General features: G+C 58.7%; 20 protein-coding genes. 10 read left to right on the forward strand and 10 right to left on the reverse strand.

Annotated features, from left to right (window positions below; genetic code table 11):
• Positions 1-6 precede the first annotated feature (6 nt).
• A complete protein-coding gene (locus tag BLW01_RS02550; RefSeq protein WP_092567913.1) occupies positions 7-321 on the reverse strand; it encodes a hypothetical protein in 315 nt (104 codons plus the stop codon).
• A gap of 273 nt (positions 322-594) precedes the next feature.
• Here BLW01_RS02550 and BLW01_RS02555 point away from each other — a divergent pair, with 273 nt between their 5' ends.
• The gene (locus tag BLW01_RS02555) at positions 595-987 is read left to right on the forward strand and encodes a rhodanese-like domain-containing protein (RefSeq protein WP_092567914.1); all 393 of its coding nucleotides are present in this window, start codon (positions 595-597) and stop codon (positions 985-987) included.
• A 108-nt stretch (positions 988-1095) separates the two neighbouring features.
• On the opposite strand, the gene BLW01_RS02560 is transcribed toward BLW01_RS02555, so the two are convergent.
• The 8 genes from BLW01_RS02560 to doeA all read right to left on the reverse strand — a co-directional run bounded on the left by BLW01_RS02560 (position 1096) and on the right by doeA (position 10049).
• Positions 1096-1764, reverse strand: coding sequence for a haloacid dehalogenase type II (locus BLW01_RS02560; RefSeq protein ID WP_092567915.1), 669 nt, complete (start codon positions 1762-1764; stop codon positions 1096-1098).
• 85 nt (positions 1765-1849) lie between these two features.
• Positions 1850-2797 (reverse strand): cyclodeaminase, encoded by a 948-nt coding sequence (locus BLW01_RS02565; protein WP_092567916.1) that lies wholly within the window; start codon positions 2795-2797, stop codon positions 1850-1852.
• Between the two features lie 45 nt (positions 2798-2842).
• Complete coding sequence (gene eutB, locus BLW01_RS02570) at positions 2843-3841, reverse strand: hydroxyectoine utilization dehydratase EutB (RefSeq protein ID WP_092567917.1); 999 nt, start codon at positions 3839-3841, stop codon at positions 2843-2845.
• An 82-nt stretch (positions 3842-3923) separates the two neighbouring features.
• The gene (locus tag BLW01_RS02575; RefSeq protein WP_092567918.1) at positions 3924-5330 is read right to left on the reverse strand and encodes an aminotransferase; all 1407 of its coding nucleotides are present in this window, start codon (positions 5328-5330) and stop codon (positions 3924-3926) included.
• 205 nt (positions 5331-5535) lie between these two features.
• The gene (locus tag BLW01_RS02580) at positions 5536-7005 is read right to left on the reverse strand and encodes an NAD-dependent succinate-semialdehyde dehydrogenase (RefSeq protein WP_092567919.1); all 1470 of its coding nucleotides are present in this window, start codon (positions 7003-7005) and stop codon (positions 5536-5538) included.
• A gap of 329 nt (positions 7006-7334) precedes the next feature.
• Positions 7335-7802, reverse strand: coding sequence for an Lrp/AsnC family transcriptional regulator (locus tag BLW01_RS02585; protein ID WP_092567920.1), 468 nt, complete (start codon positions 7800-7802; stop codon positions 7335-7337).
• Complete coding sequence (gene doeB / locus BLW01_RS02590) at positions 7799-8821, reverse strand: N(2)-acetyl-L-2,4-diaminobutanoate deacetylase DoeB (protein ID WP_092567921.1); 1023 nt, start codon at positions 8819-8821, stop codon at positions 7799-7801. Before doeB ends, BLW01_RS02585 begins: the two co-directional genes overlap by 4 nt.
• Positions 8822-8849: 28 nt before the next feature.
• On the reverse strand, positions 8850-10049 hold the full coding sequence (gene doeA, locus BLW01_RS02595) for an ectoine hydrolase DoeA (RefSeq protein ID WP_092567922.1): 1200 nt from the start codon (positions 10047-10049) through the stop codon (positions 8850-8852).
• A gap of 219 nt (positions 10050-10268) precedes the next feature.
• On the opposite strand from doeA, the gene ehuR reads away from it, so the two are divergent.
• The 5 genes from ehuR (at position 10269) to BLW01_RS02620 (ending at position 15187) form a co-directional block, all read left to right on the forward strand.
• Positions 10269-11675, forward strand: coding sequence for a MocR-like ectoine utilization transcription factor EhuR (gene ehuR, locus BLW01_RS02600; RefSeq protein ID WP_092567923.1), 1407 nt, complete (start codon positions 10269-10271; stop codon positions 11673-11675).
• A 43-nt stretch (positions 11676-11718) separates the two neighbouring features.
• The gene (locus BLW01_RS02605) at positions 11719-12654 is read left to right on the forward strand and encodes a 2-hydroxyacid dehydrogenase (protein WP_092567924.1); all 936 of its coding nucleotides are present in this window, start codon (positions 11719-11721) and stop codon (positions 12652-12654) included.
• 99 nt (positions 12655-12753) lie between these two features.
• Positions 12754-13323, forward strand: coding sequence for a nicotinamidase (locus BLW01_RS02610; RefSeq protein WP_092567925.1), 570 nt, complete (start codon positions 12754-12756; stop codon positions 13321-13323).
• The gene (locus tag BLW01_RS02615; RefSeq protein WP_092567926.1) at positions 13320-14687 is read left to right on the forward strand and encodes a nicotinate phosphoribosyltransferase; all 1368 of its coding nucleotides are present in this window, start codon (positions 13320-13322) and stop codon (positions 14685-14687) included. The genes BLW01_RS02610 and BLW01_RS02615 overlap by 4 nt, the downstream gene beginning before the upstream one ends.
• Positions 14684-15187 (forward strand): GNAT family N-acetyltransferase, encoded by a 504-nt coding sequence (locus BLW01_RS02620; protein ID WP_092567927.1) that lies wholly within the window; start codon positions 14684-14686, stop codon positions 15185-15187. Before BLW01_RS02615 ends, BLW01_RS02620 begins: the two co-directional genes overlap by 4 nt.
• Before the next feature lie 8 nt (positions 15188-15195).
• Here BLW01_RS02620 and BLW01_RS02625 read toward each other — a convergent pair whose 3' ends face one another.
• The gene (locus tag BLW01_RS02625; protein ID WP_092567928.1) at positions 15196-15756 is read right to left on the reverse strand and encodes a DJ-1/PfpI family protein; all 561 of its coding nucleotides are present in this window, start codon (positions 15754-15756) and stop codon (positions 15196-15198) included.
• A 208-nt stretch (positions 15757-15964) separates the two neighbouring features.
• Between BLW01_RS02625 and BLW01_RS02630 the strand changes: the two genes are divergently transcribed.
• The 4 genes from BLW01_RS02630 to BLW01_RS02645 all read left to right on the forward strand — a co-directional run bounded on the left by BLW01_RS02630 (position 15965) and on the right by BLW01_RS02645 (position 19930).
• A complete protein-coding gene (locus BLW01_RS02630) occupies positions 15965-16891 on the forward strand; it encodes a LysO family transporter (protein ID WP_092567929.1) in 927 nt (308 codons plus the stop codon).
• A 98-nt stretch (positions 16892-16989) separates the two neighbouring features.
• On the forward strand, positions 16990-18438 hold the full coding sequence (locus BLW01_RS02635; RefSeq protein ID WP_092567930.1) for an ATP-binding protein: 1449 nt from the start codon (positions 16990-16992) through the stop codon (positions 18436-18438).
• Positions 18435-19130, forward strand: a complete 696-nt coding sequence (locus BLW01_RS02640; protein ID WP_092567931.1) for a response regulator — start codon at positions 18435-18437, stop codon at positions 19128-19130. The genes BLW01_RS02635 and BLW01_RS02640 overlap by 4 nt, the downstream gene beginning before the upstream one ends.
• Positions 19131-19273: 143 nt before the next feature.
• Entirely contained in the window at positions 19274-19930 is a 657-nt protein-coding gene (locus tag BLW01_RS02645; RefSeq protein WP_092567932.1) for a hypothetical protein, read from the forward strand.
• Positions 19931-20038 lie beyond the last annotated feature (108 nt).

The raw sequence follows: 20038 nt of genomic DNA on the forward strand, positions 1-20038 counted from the left end.
TCTCACTCAAACAAACAGCAAATCGCCATAGCTCCAGATGAGTGTTCCGATCACGACAGCGAGATAACAGACGAAAGGAATGGCTCGCCAACACCGCTGTACCGTCCCAGCCAAACGACTCGATGCTACTGTCAAAGCGCCATCACGTCTCTTCGCGGGGTGGAGTTCCTGCTTGCGATGATATTCGACACCGATGGAAAACAGCACCATCAGGGCACCCGAGCGCTGAAACCACTGGCCATCATTGGTAATGAAGCTCAAGTAAAGTGAAATCATCACCGGAACAATGGCCATGAGCATCATCACCGCTTCGATGATCATGGCGCCTCGAGTGGGTAATCTCGCGTCATGTCTGATGACATCTGTCATCTCGGCTTCCTCGCTCACGAATGACGTTCGTCGTTCTGTCGCTCACGGTCACCGCCCCTTACAAGGAACGTGTCAGCGCAGCCACGCTATATACAGACTTGGCCCTTGGCACGCGTTGTAAGGAATGACACAGCAATACCACTAATAACCATGACAAGGTAAAAATTCATTCCGACACGCCATCACCCGGCTGCCGGTTTCCTTTCCTGATAGGAGAGAACGCCCATGACATATCGTCTGATTCTCGTTGCAGTCTCTCTATGCATTTCATCCCAGGCCATCGCTGGTCATGTGCCGCCATTGGTCGATGCCGAGTGGCTAGACGAGCGACTCCATGATGATGACCTGGCAGTACTCGACGTGCGCTCCAGCATCGACGAGGGAGGCGATCGTGAGAGTTTCATCGCCGCCCGTATCCCCGGCAGCCGCTACAGCAATTATACGGATGATGGCTGGCGTGAAAGCCGCAACGATGTGGCAGGATTGATGCCCGATGTCGACCAACTGGAACAATTGATCGGTGGGTTGGGCATCAGTAATGACAGTACGGTGGTGATTGTGCCAGCCGGTACCGGTCCCACGGATTTCAGTTGGCTCGACAGGGCATCCGAACCGTAGGTGAGCTTCTCGAGTAACTTGGCTTTCGATACCGATAGGGGCTCGTCTCGCAGAGGTCTTCCCGCCGCGAGCCTCCCCTTATAGTGCTATCACGCTAACGCGGCATATCTACCGTAAGCGTTCAGCCAGTTCGACCAGGTCGGAGACGGTCAGGTCCGGTTCGCCTCCCCAGGTATCGAACGGCGCTTCCGCGCTACGACGAACCCAGGCCGCTCGCAGCCCGGCGTGCTTGGCGCCAATGACGTCGAAAGGATTGCTGGAAATCAGCCAGGTATCGTGAGCGGCTGACTCCAGCCGGGTCCTGAGATAGGCATAGACGGCAGGGTCCGGCTTGAATCGCTTGATTTCGTCAACGCTGACGATCTCATCGACATAGGAGAGAATACCGGCCTGCTCCAGGAGGCTGTTGACTGCCTGACGAGTCCCGTTGGAAAACGCCACACAGGTCGTCTTGCCACGATGCAACTGGTCGAATGCATCGGCCACATCGGCAAAGGCCGGCAATCTGCCATATGCCGACATCAAGTGTTCCTTGTGAACCTCACTGAGGTCGGCACCCAGGGCACGGTCGGTGAACTCGAGGGCCTCCCGCGTGCACTGGGCGAAATCGACGTAGTCCCCCATCAGCCCACGCCGGAAGGCATACTCCAATTGCTTGTCGCGCCAGTGTTGCGAGAATGCCATCGCCTTGTCGTGCAGAACCGACTCCAGTTCCGTCACCACGCCATGCGTATCGATCAGGGTGCCGTAGACATCGAAGGCCAGTACCTTTGCCATTGCTGCCTCCATCCTTCCATTGACGCTTCAAGGATAGCTTGGTTCAGGCAGTGTCGCGTCTCAAATCGTCAGAGGCACCGGACTCTCACTCTGTGACCAGGAGTGACAGGGCATAATTCGCAATAGCGGTATCCTGCACACCGGTACCTGTCAGATCACAGACCGTAATGGTCGACGGCGACAGTCGAAGGTTCAAGCCCGCATCGATGACCTGCCCCAACTCGAACACCTTGAAAGGCGGTTGCCGTTCGGCAAATGCCTTGAGTTCGCCATTATTTTCGCTCTGAGCACGGGTATCACAAACGAAGGCATCGGCACGAATCATGACTTCTTCATCGAGTTCCCGCTTGTCGGGGCTGTCGGATCCCATGGCGGTAACGTGCACGCCTTCAGGCAGATCCGTCGCCTTCAGGAGCGGCTCCCGTGAGGGTGTCGTGGTCACGATGATGTCCGCCCGGGCGCACGCATTCCGGATGGAGTCATGGACCTGGACTTCCAGCCCTTGACGGCGCATTGCCTCTGCGTAGGCTTCAGCGGCCTCGGTACGTCGTGCCCAGACATCCACATGCTCGATATCGCGCACCAGCCGCAAGGCGCGCACTTGCCAGTCCGCCTGCTCGCCGGCTCCCAATACAGTCACTCGCTTGCTATCCACACGAGCCAGATATTTCGAGGCGATGGCTCCCGCTAGCGCGGTACGAACCGTGGTCAGATACCCCTTATCGAAGAGGACGGCATCGACCAGTCCGGTTTCGGCCGAAAACGCCATCATCAACCCATTGAGACTCGGCAGACCACGCTGGGGATTGTCGAATGCACCGGTACTGACCTTGATGGCGAAGCGCTTCCAACCACGAATATGGGCGGTCTTGACATCGACTTCACTGTTGAACTCGTCCATGGCCATGGACAGTATCGGCGGTTGTACCGCCTCGCCACGGCCCAGAGAAGCGAATGCCTGCTCCACGGTAGTCAGTGCTGACTCGTCCAATGTCACGACGAACTCGATCGCATCGCGTTGATAGAGTTGCATGACAACCTCCAGAGGGATCACGGAAAAGCAAAGAAGGATAAACGTTCAGCGTCCCGCTAACCGGCGCGCCCGGTCGAATGTCTCCAATCCGATGCCATTGCCCGAGAGAACCAATGCTATTTTACGACCCTGAATCGCCAAGTCATGTTCCTCGATAGCCGCCAACCCGACGGCAGCAGCACCCTCGACAAGCATCTTTTCGGTCTCGAGGATATCCACCATGGCATTGGCAATGGCCACTTCCGAGACCTGATAATGTGTGTCCATCACCTCACGAACCAGGGCAAACGTACAACGGTTGTCGAGTCCGATACCGCCTCCCAACGAATCGCCCAGGCTCTCGACCTCCGCGACCTCGACAGGGCACCCGGCACACAAACTCTCCCACATCGCCGCCCCTTGCGACAAACTCACACCAACGAGGTTGATCTCGGGACGCACCGACTTGACTGCCGCACCGATACCGCCAAGCAGACCACCACCGGACAGCCCGACGATGACGTGATCAAGATCGGGCTGGTCTTCCAGGAGTTCGAGCCCGATGGTGCCCTGGCCTGCCGCTATCCAGGGATCGTCGAAGGGCGGGATGAGCGTCATGCCCTCCTCGGTCACCAAACGGTCGACTTCCTTGAACGCATCGTCCTGACTATAGCCGACACGACGTACCGTGGCTCCCAGCGCCTCGATCGCAGCCACCTTGTTGGCGGGAACCAAGGAGGACAGACAGATAGTGGCCGGCACGCCAAGGCGCGACGCCGCGTAGGCCACGGCCCGACCATGATTCCCGGTCGATGCTGTCGTTACCCCCCTGGCCAGGGTATCGCGACCATCTCGCTCGATCAGGGCAGCAATCATGTTGGTCGCCCCACGCAATTTGAAAGCGCCGGTGGGCTGGCAGGTTTCCAGCTTGAGGAAAATGTCGGCAGCGAAGCGGTCGGACAATATCTGCGACCGGATCAGCGGCGAGCGCACTATCTGCCCGGCGATCCGTCTGCGGGCCTCGTAAATCGAGGCCAGGGAAACACCATGCACCGGTTGAGACATTGCGGGACATGTCCTCCTTCCACGATGTGCCAACTCGATTGGGCGGCCCCCGTCCTAGTGACAGTTGCCGCCCGGTTCGGCATCACGCCGTCAGGGTACCCGCCCGGGTCAGCTCATTGGTGACTCGATCCACGGCCCGGCATGTGCGTGCCACGATGTCATCGACCTCATCACGAGTGGCGATCAGAGGCGGTGCAAAACCGAGGATATCACCCTGAGGCATGGCGCGGGCAATCAGGTTTTCGTCGAGTGCTGCAGCAGCGATCCTCGGCCCCACCTTGATCTTGGGATCGAAGGGCTCGCGCCGGGCTGGATCGGGCACGAACTCGAGCGCCGCCAGCATCCCCACACCGCGTACTTCGCCCACGATGGGATGGTCGGCAAAAGCGGTGCGCAGTTGCTGTTGCAGGTACGCCCCCGTTTCCGCCGCGTTGCGGGTCAGTCCTTCCTGCTCGATGATCGCCAGATTGGCCAGGCCGGCGGCACAGCCCAACGCATGCCCGGAATAGGTCCAGCCGTGACCGATGGGTCCATGCTCACAGGTTCCCTTTTCCAGCACGTCCCAGACACGCTCGCCGACAATCACGGCGGACAGCGGTTGATAGGCGCTGGTCAAGCCTTTGGCGACGGTGATCAAATCCGGTTTGATACCATAATGGTGGCTACCGAAATCGGCCCCGATCCGCCCGAACCCACAGACGACTTCGTCGGCGATCAACAGCACGTCGTATTTGGCCAGCACCTCTTGAATCGCTGCCCAATAGCCTTCAGGCGGTGGCACGATACCCCCGGTGCCCAAGACCGGCTCGCCGATAAATGCGGCCACCGTTTCCGGTCCCTCGGCCAGGATCATCGCTTCGAGCTGCTCGGCACAATACCGGGAAAATTCACGCTCACTCATGCCTTCCTGTTCAGGGCCGCGGTGATAGTAATAGGGTGCCTCGGTGTGACGGATGGTCTCGATCGGCAGATCGAACTGGTCATGGAACGCTCGCAGCCCTGTCAGGGACCCCGAAGCGATACCGGATCCGTGATATCCCCGCATCCGCGAAATGACCTTCTTCTTCTGCGGACGACCCAGGACGTTGTTGTAATAGCGCACGAGCTTGAGTTGCGTCTCGTTGGCATCGCTGCCGGACATCCCGTAGTAGACCTTGGACATGCCTGGCCCGGCGAGCTCGAGAATTTTCTCTGACAACGCGATCTGTGGCTCGTTGGCGTGACCGACATAAGTATGATAGTAGGAAAGCTCCAGGGCCTGCTGATAGATCGCTTCTGCCACCTCGGTACGACCATAACCGATGTTGACGCAATACAGCCCGGCGAAGGCGTCGATGAATTCGCGCCCGTCCTTGTCGACGATATTGATCCCCTTGCCGCCGGTAATCACACGCCCCGCCGCCTCGCCGTGGGCATAGTCCTTGAGATGGGTGGACGCATGAAAAGTGACCTTACGGTCGCGATCGATCAAGTCCTTGTGCAAACTCATGTCGTTCTCCTGAATGCCCCCGACTCTCGTGCCGGGGTGGTTTTCCTGAATGCTGTACGCCCGTTGTATTTCGGCGGTAGCCCCTTCTTCGGCAAGCAAGCGAGCTCTGACCAGACACGGCGGACCTTGATAAGCAAAGCAGAGTTTACGCGTTGCAAATGCGCATTTTCGCATCAAGGTCCAACGCCGTATGGCCGCAACGCAGCTAGCTCCCGGATACAGAGCCCAGGCCGCCCAAGCAGTAATACTTCGTCTCCAGATACTCCTCGATGCCGGTCACGCCCCCTTCACGTCCCAGGCCGGACTGCTTGACGCCACCGAACGGCACGGGTGGACCGGTCATCTTGACGGAGTTGATCGAGACCATGCCGTACTCCAACGCACGCAGCATCTTCCAGATGCGGCGGATATCATGGGTGTAGACGTAAGCTGCCAGGCCGTACTCGGTATCGTTGGCCATGGCAATGACCTGGTCGTCATCCGAGTAGGCCGTCACCCCCGCCACCGGCGCGAAATTCTCTTCGTTCCACACCTTCATGTTGCGAGTCACCCCGGTCAGTAGTACCGGCATGAAGTAGTTGGGGCCCGGCGCCTGCGTCTGATCACCAGCCACCAGGGTCGCCCCCCGGGAAATGGCGTCGTCGACGATCGACGCCGCTTTTTCCACGGCCTGACCATGAATGAGCGGCCCCAGATCCACTTCGCTATCCATGCCGTTGCCCACGGTCAGTGCCGACATGCGCTCGACGAAGTGCTCGACGAAATCGTCATGAATCGACTCATGAACCAGAATGCGATTGGCTGCCAGGCAATCCTGTCCTGCCGTCTGGAACTTGGCCGCCACGGCGGCATAGGCCGCTTCCTTGGGGTCCATATCGGGCCCGACGATGAAAGGCGCATTGCCGCCCAGTTCCAGCGACACACGCTTGACCGTATGGGCGCTCTGTTCCAATAGCAGGCGACCCACCCGGGTGGAACCGGTAAAGGATAGCGCCTTGACTCGCTCTTCATCACATAGCAACCGGGACACTTCCGCCGGCTCGCCCAACACGACATTGAAGACACCGGCGGGAATTCCGGCACGCTCGGCCAGTTCGGCTAGCGCCAGTGCCGAAAATGGCGTTTCCCCGGCAGGCTTGACGATGACCGGACAGCCGGCCGCCATGGCGGCGGCAGCCTTGCGGGTAATCATCGCCAGGGGGAAGTTCCATGGTGTGATCAGAGCGGCGATACCCACGGGCTCTTTCAAGGTACCCAATGCGGCATTGGGAATATGACTGGGAATGGTATCGCCATAAGTGCGCTTGCCTTCTTCAGCGAACCAGCGCACGAAACTGGCGCCGTACTCCACTTCACCGCGCGAATCGGGCAGCGGTTTGCCTTGTTCCAAGGTCATGATCGTGGCCAGATCCTCGCGATTGGCCTGCAACAAATCGTACCAGGCCAGCAGACGTTCGCAGCGCTCATCGGCACGCAACGCACGCCACTGCACGAATGCCTCATCAGCGGCATCGACGGCGCCATGCAATTGCTCGGCTTCCAGCCAAGGGATGTGGCCCAATGCCTCGCCGGTGGCGGGATTGATCACGGCTTCCTCGCGGCCGCCATTGCCATGAGTCCACTTACCGTCGACGTAGGCATGCTGCCGGAATAGACGCGGATCGCTGAGTTTCATAAGTCACCTCCCCTGAGCCGTCCGCTCGACGATCGCGAGGGACGAAAAAACGGTCCGAGCGGTATCGCACCGCTGGATAGACACAGGATAACGGGGAAGTGAACGCAAGTGTTTTTGTTAGCCAGCGGGTGACGTTACGGTTTTTTTTGTCTTACCCGCGGGGAAGGCAAAAGTTTCTGCATTGGCGAGCCGTGAATTTCCTGGACGTAGAGAGCTGGCAGGAAATACAGGATTTCCCCTCCAGCTTATGCCAATCTTCTGGGTGGGGGTATCAACGGTGGAGACTTGACGAACGTGAAGGGCTACCAACCTTACCGTCGGTAATGCTATCAAGTATCTAGTTGAATTGGCGGGCTTTCGTGTTTGACCGTCTTGGTCACGATATAGGTGAAATAGCGTTCAATGCCGATATCGGATACCAGCCAGGCGTCAATCAAACGTTGATAGGCATCGATCGAGTCGGCTTCGACCTTGATCAGATAATCGACACCGCCTCCCACAGCCACGCATTCCGTCACTTCAGGCGTTTCGTTGACCACGCCTTCAAATCGCCGAAAACTGTCGGCGTTGTGTTGCTTCAATTCGATCTGCACCCAGACCGGTGTCCGCTTGACCACCATGGCCGGGTTGATTCTGGCACTGTATCCTTCGATGATACCGGCTTTTTCGAGACGCCTGACACGCTCCCAACACGGGCTGACCGAAAGATTGATGGCTTCGGCGAGCTTCGATTTGGTGATCCGGCCATCCTTGGCCAGAATGTCGAGAATCTTGATGTCATAACGATCGAGCTTCATTGATCTCCATCCAGCGACTCCACCACTTCGGCGATCACGGCAATAGTATCTCCCATATTGACCAGTGATGGGAAACGCCGGGCAACCAGCAAGCCATCCCGTTCGGCACGATAGATGACAGGGGAAGCCCCGGTACGGGTCATGTCATAGACCCGAGCGATCGTATCGCCTTGCCGCACCCTGTCACCCAAGCCCAGCGTCAGTTCCAACAAACCGGTGTGCTCACTCTGCACGTAGCAACTGGCATCCGGCATATCGACATAGACCTGCGACTCATCGGGCAATTCGATCTCGCCGTCAAGCAGACCATAGTGAATCAAGCAGTTGCTGATACCACGCTCGGTTATGGCCATGCGTTCCGGCGTCGTGGATCCACCACCGCCGAGTTCGGTGGCGATGAAAATCTTGCCTTGCGACTCGACCGCCGTATCGAATAACCGCGCCGCATCGAGTTCGAACATTTTCATGGCATAAGGCGCACCGAACGCCTTGGCCCCCTCAAGCGCCTGACGTTGCTGATCCTTGTCGGGTAACACGTGCGCAGCACCAAAGGGTAGGATATCCAGCGTGCGGCCGCCGGAATGAAGATCCACGACGATATCGCTCATCGGCACCATGACGCGCGTGAAGTAATCGGCGATCTGCTCGGTCACACCACCGTCGGGGTCGCCGGGAAAGCTGCGGTTGAGGTTACCGTCATCCATTGGCGACGTCCGCGTTCCCGCCATCGCGGCAGGGGTATTCATCATCGGCACGATGATGACCCGCCCATGCACTCGCTCTGGCGTCAGGGTATTGGCAAGCTTCAATAGCGCCGTGATGCCTTCGTACTCATCGCCATGATTCCCGCCTGTCAACAGGGCAGTCGGCCCGCTCCCGTTTTTCACTACCGTCACGGGGATCATCACCGCTCCCCAGGCCGACTCATTGGTCGAGATAGGCAACTTGAGAAAGCCGTGCTGAATGCCCTCGGCATCGAAATCGACGGTCGCGGAGATCGGGCTGGGTCGCTTGCTCATACGAGAATTCCTTGTCTGGGTACGTGGCTCACTTCACGAACAACTGGCGCGGAAAATCGGCCAGCGTCTCGGCGCCGGTGTCAGTGATCAGAATGCTTTCGGTTATCTCCAGGCCCCAATCATCCATCCACATCCCCGGCATGAAATGAAAGGTCATGCCAGGCTCGAGAATGGTTTCATCCGAGGGGCGCAGGCTCATGGTCCTTTCGCCCCAATCCGGTGGATAGCTGATACCAATGGGATAACCGCAACGGGCACCGCCCCGGTCAAAGCCGTACTTGTCCATGGCGGACCCGAGTGCCATGGCGATATCGGCACAGCGGTTACCCGGCTTGGCTACGGCGAGCCCGTTGTCGATCCCTTCGAGCAATGCCGATTCCCCGCGCACGAAATCTCGCGGTGGCTTGCCCAGGAATACGGTCCGTGACAACGGCGCGTGGTATCGCTTGTAACAACCGGCAATCTCGAAGAAGGTGCCCTCGCCTTCACGAAAGGGGGTGTCGTCCCAGGTCAGATGGGGTGCCGCCGCGTCGCTGCCGGTCGGCAACAGGGGAACAATGGCCGGATAGTCGCCGCCATAAATGGTTCCGTCCGGCGCCGTCCACCCCTCGATCCCGACCCGATAGATCTCGGAAACCAGCTTGCTCTTGGCCAGCCCCGGCTCGACCATTTCGAGAATCCGCTCATGCATGCACTCGACGATACGAGCTGCAGTACGCATGTAGCTGATCTCTTGCGGTGATTTGATCGCCCGGCACCAGTTGACCAACGAGTTGGCATCCTGGAAACGGGCATGCGGCAGTTCTTTCAAAAGGCTCAGATATGCCTTGGCAGAGAAGTAGTAGTTATCCATCTCCATGCCCACGACTCCCAGGTGCCAGCCGCGGTCTGGCATGATGGTCTGGGCGAGGTATTCCATGGGATGCATATCCGGATTCTGTACGTAGTAATCCGGGTAATAGGTAATGTTGTCGGCATCCATCCAACAGGTGCGCAACGCGCCATTACTATCCTGGCGCCGACCATACCATACCGGTTCGCCTTCCAGGCCGAGCAGCACACACTGATGCACATAGAACGACCATCCATCATAACCGGTCAACCAAGCCATATTGGATGGATCGCTGATGATCAGCACATCAACGCCCTGATTGGCCATTTCCGCACGCACCTTCCAGAGGCGTTGTGCATACTCTTCACGAGTGAAAGGCAGAGTTACCTCGAACATGAGCCACTCGCTGTCACGATGATCATTCAAAACCGGCCCACACCGGTCAGGGAGTGAGCCGAGCCGACTTGCTGCGCACCCTGTCGGGTGAAGGTTTGAAAACGTGGCGTTATGAATGTCATGATTTACTATAAATGTAATCATGACAATTGCCAGTCAATGTCGTTACGCTGATACTAGCATTGACGCCAAGCCCGCCGTCAAAGGCTTTATTGAATCATGACAATTGATCTGACGCCCTATCTTTCCGATACCGGGCCGAAATACCTCGCAGTTGCCCGAGCGCTTTCCGAGGCGATACGGCAAGGCGATTTGTTGCCGGGTACGCGGCTTCCTACGCACCGGCAGCTTGCAGACAGCCTGGAAGTCAGTGTACAGACCATTTCACGGGCTTATGCGCAGGCCGAGAAAATGGGGTTGGTACAGGCACGCGTGGGCAGCGGCACCTGGATCAATACGCTCGATGACAGTCGTGAGTCGGAATACTTGCGTGGACAGGAACCTCGCTGGGAAAGCCCGACCATCGACATGTCGATTGCCCATCCAGTATGCCCGCCACTGCACCATATGCGATTCCGAGAAGCCCTGGCACAACTGGCCGAGCAGGCCAGCCCGGAAGTCATTGCCGCCTGTCGCCCCATTGCCGGGCTGCTACATCAGCGCGAACGCGCCAGCGAATGGCTCGAGACACGCCTCAAGGTGCCTGGCGATGCTGATGACCGGGTTCTCTGCAACGGCACTGCTCACGGTTTGATGCTGGCGATTGCCACCGTGGTTCAGCACGGAGATATCGTCCTGACCGAAGCGCTCACCGATCACGGTTTGATCGCATTGTCCCGTACCTTGGGCTTTCAGTTACGCGGCATCGCCATCGATGACGAGGGAATGCTTCCCGATGCACTGGACAGGGCCTGCCAACGTTTCCGGCCCCGTGCCGTGTGCCTCACCCCGACACAACTCAACCCGACGGGAGCAACGATGAGCGAGGAACGTCGGGACGCCATCGCCGAGGTGCTGGCCCGTCATGGCACCTGGCTGATCGAGGATGATGTTCATGCGTTGCTGGAACCGCCGGGACTGACGCCGTTGACGGCACGCATCCCGCGCCAGGGTTTCCATGTCACCAGCCTGACAAAATCGACCCTCCCGGGTCTGCGCGCCGGTTACCTGACCGTACCACGTGGACAATTGCATCATACGCTGCCACGGCTGCGTGCCACAGGCTGGATGGCGACCCCCTTGATGTTCGAATTGGCGCATCTCTGGCTGGCTGACGGGACGGTCGAGGAACTGGCTTCACAACAACGGGAACTGCTGGCAGAACGCCAATCGCTGGCAATCCGCATCCTCGGCCATCATCCCCTCGCTGCCCGCCCCAGCAGTCTGCATGTCTGGTTATCTCTACCGCCGGCCTGGCGGGCCGAGGAACTACAGCAACACGCCGAACAGGAAGGGCTGGCCATCACCACGGCGGTTCCCTTCATGGTCGAACAGTCCCCTGCCCCTCGCCGTATCCGACTGAGTCTCGGCGGCGAGCAGGACATTCACCGATTGGAAACCGGGCTCGAACGTTTGGCCAGCCTGCTTGACGAAGCCCCACCTCCAATGATGCAAATCGTTTACTGAGCGACGTACGTGCATCCCACGAGACGACGAGGAAATCAGCAACATGAAAATTCTGATACACATCGACGACATTGACCAATGGCGCGATGCGCTCGCCCGGCGACTGCCCGAAGCCGAGATCGTGACCAGCGAGTCGCAGGCTGCCGAGCGTCAGGGAGCCGACTACCTTGCCGTATGGAAGCCGAGCGCCGAATTGCTTCAGGAGCAGACATGCCTGAAGGGTATCGTCAACCTGGGCGCCGGTGTGGATGCCTTGCTGAACAACCCCGGATTGCCGCGGAACGTCCCGATCGTCAAATTGCGCGATGCCGGCATGGGAGAGCTGATCGCCGACTACACTCGCTATGGCGTCTTTCACTTTCAGCGCGACTTCGACCGGTATCTGCGTCAGGAAACCACATGTACCTGGCGTGAAGTCCCGGTAGTCGACAAGTCGGAATGGCCCATCGGCGTGCTGGGATTGGGAGCCATTGGACAGCACGTCGCCCTTTCGCTCGCCGCCGACGGCTTTCCCGTTCACGGTTGGAGCCGCTCCGCCAAGGACATCGACGGCCTGACCTGCCACCATGGCAGCGAGGGGCTCTGGGCACTCCTTCGTCAGGTGCGAACCCTGGTTCTGCTGCTGCCCGACACTCCATCGACTCGCGGTATCATCAATACCGAGACTCTGGCTGCACTCCCTGAAGGTGCCACATTGATCAATCCCGGTCGTGGTGCATTGATCGATGAATCCGCACTGCTGGAGGCACTGGGGCCGGAGGCTCAGGAAGGCCAACTGCGAGGCGCATTGCTCGATGCCTTCCCGGAAGAACCTTTGCCTGCCGAGAGTGAACTGTGGACGCACCCACGTATTCGGATCACCCCCCACATGGCCGGCCCGACGCCCATGGAGGCCGCACTTGACCAGGCCGTCGACGCCATTCGCGCCTGGGAAGCCGGTGAACCGGTCACTACCGTGGATCCCGAAGCAGGCTATTGACGGGTGAGCGTGTCGATAGTCATTCCCTCTACATATCGACATACCTCATGCCATACACTGGTAAGAGAGCACTTACGATAGCTCTACAGGAGGTGCGTCATGTCTCAGCCGATAGAAACCTATGGTACCGGCGACGTGCTGTTGGTCGTCGACATGCAGAACGACTTCTGTGAAGGTGGTGCCCTGGCCGTCGCCGGTGGGCATGCCCTGGTTCCCGGGATCAACGCGGAAATCGAGGCTGCCCGCCGGGCTGACGCGCTGATTGTGGCTTCCCGGGACTGGCACCCGATCGGCCATGTCAGTTTCAGTGACCAGGGCGGTCCCTGGCCGGTCCATTGTGTTCAGGATACGCATGGTGCGGCTTATCATCCCGACCTGGCGCTATCTCCCGACACGATCCGTGTCAGCAAGGGAACCGCCTTCGACCGGGATGCCTATTCGGCCTTCGATGATACGGGGCTTGCTACCTATCTCCACCAACGTGGAGCCAAACGTATCGTAGTCTGTGGTCTCGCCCTGGACGTCTGCGTCCGGGCGACCGCCAAGGACGCCGTCGCTGCGGGCTTCACCACCCGGCTATTGGCCCGTTTGAGCGAACCGGTCGACCCCGAACAACGCCGGCATTGCCATGCCGAACTCTCGTCCGCAGGCTGCGAGGTCGTGGAATGACGCCATTGACGCCTATCTCCGTCGCCGATGACGATCTGGCACTACTGACCGACCTCTACGAGCTCACGATGCTGCAGGCCTACTGGCACCAGGGCATGCGTGAGCGTTCGGTCTTCAGCTTATACTTCCGCCATCTGCCACCCAACCGGCGGTTCATGCTGGCCTGCGGTCAGCAGTATGCTGCCGAGCTGGCGACCCGTTTGCATTTCTCGGATTCAGCAATCGAGCGGCTGGCCGATACGGGGCTGTTCCGCGATGGCTTCCTGCAGTGGCTGTCGCATTATCGCTTCCGTGGCGATATCTGGACCCTACCGGAAGGCACACCGGTCTTTCCCAATGAGCCGTTGATGGAAGTCGAAGCCCCGGTCGCTGAAGCCCAGTTGCTGGAAAGCCTGATAATGAATCAAGTTCAACTCGAAACGGTGCTGGCGTCCAAGGCCGTTCGTCTGGTAATGGCAGCGGAAGGGCGGCCGGTCGTCGATTTCGGCATGCGTCGCATGCACGGCGTGGATGCTGCGGTACGTGGTGTCCGTGCCTATCGGACGGCGGGGATAGCCGGGACCAGTAATGTGCTGGGGGGCTTGCGCTACGACCTTCCATTGCGAGGGACAATGGCGCATAGCTATGTACTGGCCCATGATGATGAGCGGGAGGCCTTCCAGCGCTTCGCCGAACTCTATCCCGGCACGACGTTGCTGGTGGATACGCACGATACGCTCGATGGCGTGCGCAAGGTCATTGCGCTGAAAGATGCACATCCCGACCTTGAGATCGGCGCCATTCGACTCGACTCCGGCGACCTCGGCGATCTCGCTCGTCGGTCACGCCAATTGCTGGATGACGCCGGCTATCAGCAAATCCGAATCGTCGCCAGCAGTGGGTTGGATGAATACCAGATCCAAACACTCGTCCGGCAAGGAGCCCCCATCGATATCTTCGGTGTCGGAACCGAGATGGGAGCGTCAACCGATGCGCCGGTGCTGGATCTCTCCTATAAACTCGTCGAGTATGCCGGCAAGCCGCGCGTCAAACACTCACCGGGTAAAGTGAACCTGGCCGGACGCAAGCAGGTCTATCGACAGTGTGATGCCAACGGCGAATTCACCGGCGATGTCATCGCCCGGCGGGAAGAGTATATCAAGGAAGGCACACCGTTACTGGCTCACACGATCGTCAATGGCGAGGTGGATTCAGCCCATATCGCCACACTGGATCAGGCCCGCGATCAGGCCTGCCGATCGATCTCCTTGCTCCCCGCAACGATGCGGGAACTCACGTCAGAAGACGACGGTCGCAGTAGCGATGACTACCCGGTGACGCTCAGCCAGGCACTACAACAGTTGCAGCAGGACGAATGCGCATGAACGATGCCGAGACGATTTCTCTCCGCCAAGCCACGGCGCCCGATTGGCCGGCACTGTGGCAAATCATCGAACCGGTCTTTCGTGCCGGAGAGACTTACGCAATTTCTCCCGATATCCAGGAATCGTCGGCTCGACAGCTCTGGCTCGACGCGCCGACTGCCACGTTCATTGCGGAAAACGAGAATGGTGACGCCTTGGGCACCTACTACATCAAACCCAACCAGGCCGGTGGCGGTTCACATGTCTGTAATTGCGGCTACATCGTTGCACCGCAGGCACAAGGCATGGGTATCGCGACCCGCATGTGCCTGCACTCCCAGGATGAAGCCAGGCGACTCGGCTTCCATGCCATGCAGTACAACCTCGTCGTTGCCAGTAATGAAGGGGCCGTGCGGTTATGGCAGAAACTGGGCTTTTCCATCGTCGGCACCCTGCCCGATGCCTTTCATCATCCCGAACTCGGGCTCGTCGACGCACATGTCATGTACAAACGACTATGAACGTTGCGTCAGTCGAGCAAGGCGTTGAACTGCTTGATCCACTCGGGGTGCGCCGGCCATGCCGGGGCAGTCACCAACTTGCCGGAAGTGACGGCCTGATCGACGGCGATCTCGGCATAATCTCCCCCTGCCAACCGGACTTCCGGCGCGCAGGCAGGATACGCCGACACCCGATGACCTTCCAGCGACACTGCCGCTGCCAATAACTGAGCGGCATGACAGATGGCCGCCACAGGTTTGTCACTGTCAATGAAGTAGCGCACCATTTCCAGCACACGCTCATTGAGCCTGAGATACTCCGGCGCTCGACCGCCGGGAAGTACCAGTCCGTCGTAGTCGCCCGGCTCCACCTCGGTGAACGTGGCATTGAGGGTGAACCTGTGCCCCGGCTTCTCGGTATACGTCTGATCACCCTCAAAATCATGAATGGCAGTCTTGACGCTGTCGCCCTCGCGCTTCTCGGGGCAGATGGCATGCACATCATGCCCCATGGCCTGAAGTGCCTGGAAAGGCACCATGATTTCGTAATCCTCGACAAAGTCTCCAGCGATCAGTAGTAACTTGGCCATGATGCACTCCTTGTGTCTCCAATGCCGTTATACGGCGATGTTTAACCATAGCGTAGCCGAGCCAGGCAAACGCGCAATGGCACATCCAATCGGCCGAGGTGATATCCCATCAGCGAAATTCATTATGAGCCAAAAGATTTAGCCGCTACAGTGCAGGGCTCGCCTCATAGGCCGGAATCACCATCAATGCCACACGAAGGGAGTCGTCATGCTAGGTGGCCTGTTGCTCGTGCTATTGCCACTGATCCTAGGTTACATGGTGCCTATCCGTCATCACGGCGTCATGATGAGCATCAACCATTCCGTCAATGCTTCGATCTATTTGATCCTGATGCTGATGGGGATCAGTCTGGCAGGAATGGATGACCTCTTGCCCCAACTCTCGCGCATGGGCGGGAAGGCCCTGACTCTCTTTGTACTGACGACATGCAGCAACCTGTTAGCACTATGGTGGCTGTCTCGCCGGTTGGCATGGCGTGTCGAGGACTCGCCCATTGTCAAGGACGCACCAACCAGCAAGCTGACGGCCATGTGGGGGTCATTGAGCCTGGTTGGCGTCGTGATACTCGGGATCGGACTGGGGGTTCTGCTCACGACGTTCAAGATGCCTTTCGGTCCTGATATCGCCGAGATCATCGCGGAATGGGTACTCTACGTCCTGCTGGCCCTGATCGGTTGTCAGCTCAGGAATTCCGGCATGTCACTCAAGCAGATACTGCTCAACCGGTATGGATTGATGATTGCCGTCACGCTTGCCGCCAGTTCGCTGGTGGCAGGCCTGATCGCGGCACCGCTGCTTGCCCTGTCATGGAACGAGGGACTGGCCATGGCCGCCGGGTTCGGATGGTATTCGCTGTCAGGCATTCTGATCGGTGACCAACTCGGGGCATTGATGGGGGGCGTGGCCTTCTTCAATGACCTGGCAAGAGAGCTGCTCGCCTTTATTCTCATCCCATTGCTGATTCACCGCATGACCCCCTTGGCAATTGGCTACGGCGGGGCGACGTCCATGGATTTCACCTTACCGGTCATCCAGCAACATGGCGGCGTCGCCTGTGTTCCAGTAGCCGTCGTCAGCGGTTTTATTCTCTCGTTGCTCTCTCCACCGCTGATTCTGTTTCTGTTGGCGCTTTAACAGCACCTGGAGGCATGCATTTTCCTTGCACATTGAATGACCAATGGCTGCATATCGATCAGGTAGACTCGTATCTGCTTTGTTCTCCGGAGGTCTCAATGCCCCGCTCGCCACGTCTCGGACGACACCACGAACACACCCGGCTGAAAGTCTCCAGATTGGGGATCAAGCTGTTTGCAGTGATACTCATCGTTAACGTGGCGATCTCTGCACTGGTGTTCCTTGCCGTATCCCGCAGTCTTGACCAGGGCTTCATCGACTATCTCGAAACCACCCAATCCAATCGCGCCGAAACACTGGCCGAAGGGCTGGCCGAGGAGTGGGAACGTCGTGGTGACTGGCAATGGCTACGCGACAATCGCCGCGCCTGGTTCCGATTGGTACGACATCAACTCTGGCCCGGCGAAGGTCCTCCCCCTGAAGGCATTGAAAGGCAACTCGGCGATGCACGCGATTTCATGCTCCACGATGCCGAGGGGCGACCGGTGATCGGTCCACCGCCACGCAAGGAAGATGACGCTCCGTTGATACTCAACTGGTTACCGATCATCAGTAACGGCGAGCAGATCGGATCATTGGGCTATCGTCCGCCTCAGCAACTGATGGCACGGATGGATCGTATTTTTCTATCGCGCCAGCAGCGTAACCTGGGCATTATCATCGCCTCGTTGGCACTGGCATCGTTATTACTGGCTGGCGGCCTCTCCTGGTGGCTGGGGCGTCGTACCCGGGGCATGGCGATGGCGACGCAACGTCTCACGGATGGAGATTACAGCATCCGGCTACCGGAAAGAGGCCACGACGAACTATCGCGACTGTCCCGCGATTTCAATGTGCTGGCCGAGACCCTGGAAGCCACCCGTGAAGCTCGCCAACGCTGGGTATCCGATATTGCCCATGAACTGCGCACCCCTCTGGCGGTATTGCGAGGTGAAATCGAAAGCATGCAGGACGGCATCAGACCGCTGGACGAGAGCAACCTCCGCTCTCTGGCACAAGAGGTCGATCAACTCGAACGATTGGTCGGCGACTTGCGGCTTCTGTCTCAGAGTGATGCTGGCGCCCTGGAAGTCTCCCTGGCGCCCATCGACCTCGCCGAGGCGTTGAGCCTGCGACTCGACGAAGCTCATGGCTGGCTGGACGACCACGGCATCGCTCTTGAAACACGCATCGAGCCGTCGGTCATGATACGCGGAGACCAGCAACGTCTCCGCCAACTGTGGGATAACCTGATCGACAATACCTGCACCTATACACAGGCCCCAGGACACCTTTCCATCAGCCTGACGACGGAGGGGCAGCGGGCCAGACTCGCCTGGGAAGACAGTACACCCGGCGTGCCCGACGAGGCTCTTGTTCGTCTGACGGAACGTCTTTACCGGGTCGAAGGATCCCGTAGCCGTCAAAGCGGCGGTAGTGGCCTGGGACTCTCCATTGCCACAGCACTGGTCAAGTCCCACGGCGGTACGATGAGCGCCGCACACTCGTCACTGGGCGGGTTATGCTGGATACTTGAGTTTCCCTTGATCCAGGAGCCACAAGCATGAACGACCGCGACACCATCCTGATCGTCGAGGATGAGCCGAAGATCGCCAGCCTGGTTGCCGATTACCTGGACAACAGTGGCTTCCGATCACACCAGCTCGATCATGGCGATCGGGTCATGGAGTGGCTCCAGACCCATGAATGCGACCTGCTGCTGCTTGATTTGATGCTTCCCGGTACGGACGGCCTCACGTTATGCCGGATGATTCGCGAACATTGGCCACGCCTCCCCATCATCATGCTGACGGCCAAGGTCGAAGAGGTGGACCGCCTGCTGGGCCTGGAGCTGGGAGCCGATGATTACATCTGCAAGCCTTTCAGTCCGCGCGAAGTCGTGGCACGCATCAAGGCCGTTCTGCGGCGCAGCAGGGTTGCCCAGGCCCCCGAGACGGAGAGTTCAAAACCGCCACTGACACTTGATCATGAAGGATGGTGTGCCCTTGCCGATGGTCGCGATCTGGGCCTGACGGCAGTGGAATTCCAACTCCTCAAGGTACTGATGAACGCACCGGGCCGTATCTTTTCGCGCGACCAGTTAATGGATCATATGTACCGTGACCACCGCATCGTGTCGGAACGTACCGTCGACAGTCATATCAAGAAACTGCGTCGAAAGATTGCAGACATCTGGCCCGAGCGGGAAATCATTCGTTCAGTCTACGGCGTGGGTTACAAGTATCAGCCTGAGGAATGAGGCATCTGCATATCCTCGAAGCAATGTGCACGAGCATACTCGAATGTTGCACGCTTGCTGCATGGTCGTTGCACAACCGGGTTGGACACTGTTCATGAAGCGCATGAACGCGCTCATCAACCCATCAAGACAGGAGTCTCGACATGATTGCCACTCCATCCCGCAAGTTCTTGCTTTCCTCCCTCTTCGCGCTGGCCCTCTCGCCGCTATCATTCATGGCAATGGCCGCCCCGGGCGACGACCACTCCATGCCAGGCCACGGCAAACCTCCAATGCACCCCATGCATTTCGAAGCCATGGCCGAGAAGTGGGAGTTGAACGATGACGAGTTGGAAGCCCTGCGCGAGGTGCATGACGATTATCGTGAACAGCAAAAGGCACTACGTGAAGAGCACCATCAGGCGATGGCCGACATTCTCGGCGAAGAGCGCATCGAGGAGATGACAGCGCAGAAGCGGGATCGACGTCATGAGCGTTCCCAGGCTCGTCATGAAGCCATACAGGAGCGACTGGACACTCTCTATGCCAGTTGGAACCTTGACGACCAGGAGAAGCAAGCCCTGGCCGACGCCCACACCTACATGCGCGACCGGATCAGCGAACTCCGTGATCAGGAGTTCGACAGCCGCGAGGAGAAACGAGATGCCTGGTTGGAGATTCGCGATGAACACCGTGACGCACTGGCCGAAGTGCTCAATGAGGACCAGATCGATGTGCTGAAAATGGTAATGAAACCTGGACACCATGGCGGCAAGCCTCATGGCAAGCCGCACCATGGCGACCAGGCAACGGATGCCTGAACTCGCCCCGATGCCCGCCACCGGCGGGCATCCAGGACCTTTTTGCCACCTCATGCAGACACTGCTGGACTTTGATAGAGTACCCGACCTTTCATAGTAGCGATATCG

Origin of the sequence: Aidingimonas halophila (assembly GCF_900106955.1) — a bacterium.
Lineage (GTDB): Bacteria > Pseudomonadota > Gammaproteobacteria > Pseudomonadales > Halomonadaceae > Aidingimonas > Aidingimonas halophila.

Excerpts from the sequence above, each read along its gene's own strand:
- doeA (WP_092567922.1), bottom strand. The coding sequence starts at position 10,049 with ATGTTCGAGGTAACTCTGCCTTTCACTCGTGAAGAGTATGCACAACGC.
- BLW01_RS02565 (WP_092567916.1), bottom strand. The coding sequence starts at position 2,797 with ATGCAACTCTATCAACGCGATGCGATCGAGTTCGTCGTGACATTGGAC.
- BLW01_RS02585 (WP_092567920.1), bottom strand. The coding sequence starts at position 7,802 with ATGAAGCTCGATCGTTATGACATCAAGATTCTCGACATTCTGGCCAAG.
- BLW01_RS02620 (WP_092567927.1), top strand. The coding sequence starts at position 14,684 with ATGAACGATGCCGAGACGATTTCTCTCCGCCAAGCCACGGCGCCCGAT.
- BLW01_RS02580 (WP_092567919.1), bottom strand. The coding sequence starts at position 7,005 with ATGAAACTCAGCGATCCGCGTCTATTCCGGCAGCATGCCTACGTCGAC.
- doeB (WP_092567921.1), bottom strand. The coding sequence starts at position 8,821 with ATGAGCAAGCGACCCAGCCCGATCTCCGCGACCGTCGATTTCGATGCC.
- eutB (WP_092567917.1), bottom strand. The coding sequence starts at position 3,841 with ATGTCTCAACCGGTGCATGGTGTTTCCCTGGCCTCGATTTACGAGGCC.
- BLW01_RS02625 (WP_092567928.1), bottom strand. The coding sequence starts at position 15,756 with ATGGCCAAGTTACTACTGATCGCTGGAGACTTTGTCGAGGATTACGAA.
- BLW01_RS02635 (WP_092567930.1), top strand. The coding sequence starts at position 16,990 with ATGCCCCGCTCGCCACGTCTCGGACGACACCACGAACACACCCGGCTG.
- BLW01_RS02640 (WP_092567931.1), top strand. The coding sequence starts at position 18,435 with ATGAACGACCGCGACACCATCCTGATCGTCGAGGATGAGCCGAAGATC.
- ehuR (WP_092567923.1), top strand. The coding sequence starts at position 10,269 with ATGACAATTGATCTGACGCCCTATCTTTCCGATACCGGGCCGAAATAC.
- BLW01_RS02610 (WP_092567925.1), top strand. The coding sequence starts at position 12,754 with ATGTCTCAGCCGATAGAAACCTATGGTACCGGCGACGTGCTGTTGGTC.
- BLW01_RS02575 (WP_092567918.1), bottom strand. The coding sequence starts at position 5,330 with ATGAGTTTGCACAAGGACTTGATCGATCGCGACCGTAAGGTCACTTTT.
- BLW01_RS02630 (WP_092567929.1), top strand. The coding sequence starts at position 15,965 with ATGCTAGGTGGCCTGTTGCTCGTGCTATTGCCACTGATCCTAGGTTAC.
- BLW01_RS02555 (WP_092567914.1), top strand. The coding sequence starts at position 595 with ATGACATATCGTCTGATTCTCGTTGCAGTCTCTCTATGCATTTCATCC.
- BLW01_RS02615 (WP_092567926.1), top strand. The coding sequence starts at position 13,320 with ATGACGCCATTGACGCCTATCTCCGTCGCCGATGACGATCTGGCACTA.
- BLW01_RS02560 (WP_092567915.1), bottom strand. The coding sequence starts at position 1,764 with ATGGCAAAGGTACTGGCCTTCGATGTCTACGGCACCCTGATCGATACG.
- BLW01_RS02605 (WP_092567924.1), top strand. The coding sequence starts at position 11,719 with ATGAAAATTCTGATACACATCGACGACATTGACCAATGGCGCGATGCG.
- BLW01_RS02550 (WP_092567913.1), bottom strand. The coding sequence starts at position 321 with ATGATCATCGAAGCGGTGATGATGCTCATGGCCATTGTTCCGGTGATG.
- BLW01_RS02645 (WP_092567932.1), top strand. The coding sequence starts at position 19,274 with ATGATTGCCACTCCATCCCGCAAGTTCTTGCTTTCCTCCCTCTTCGCG.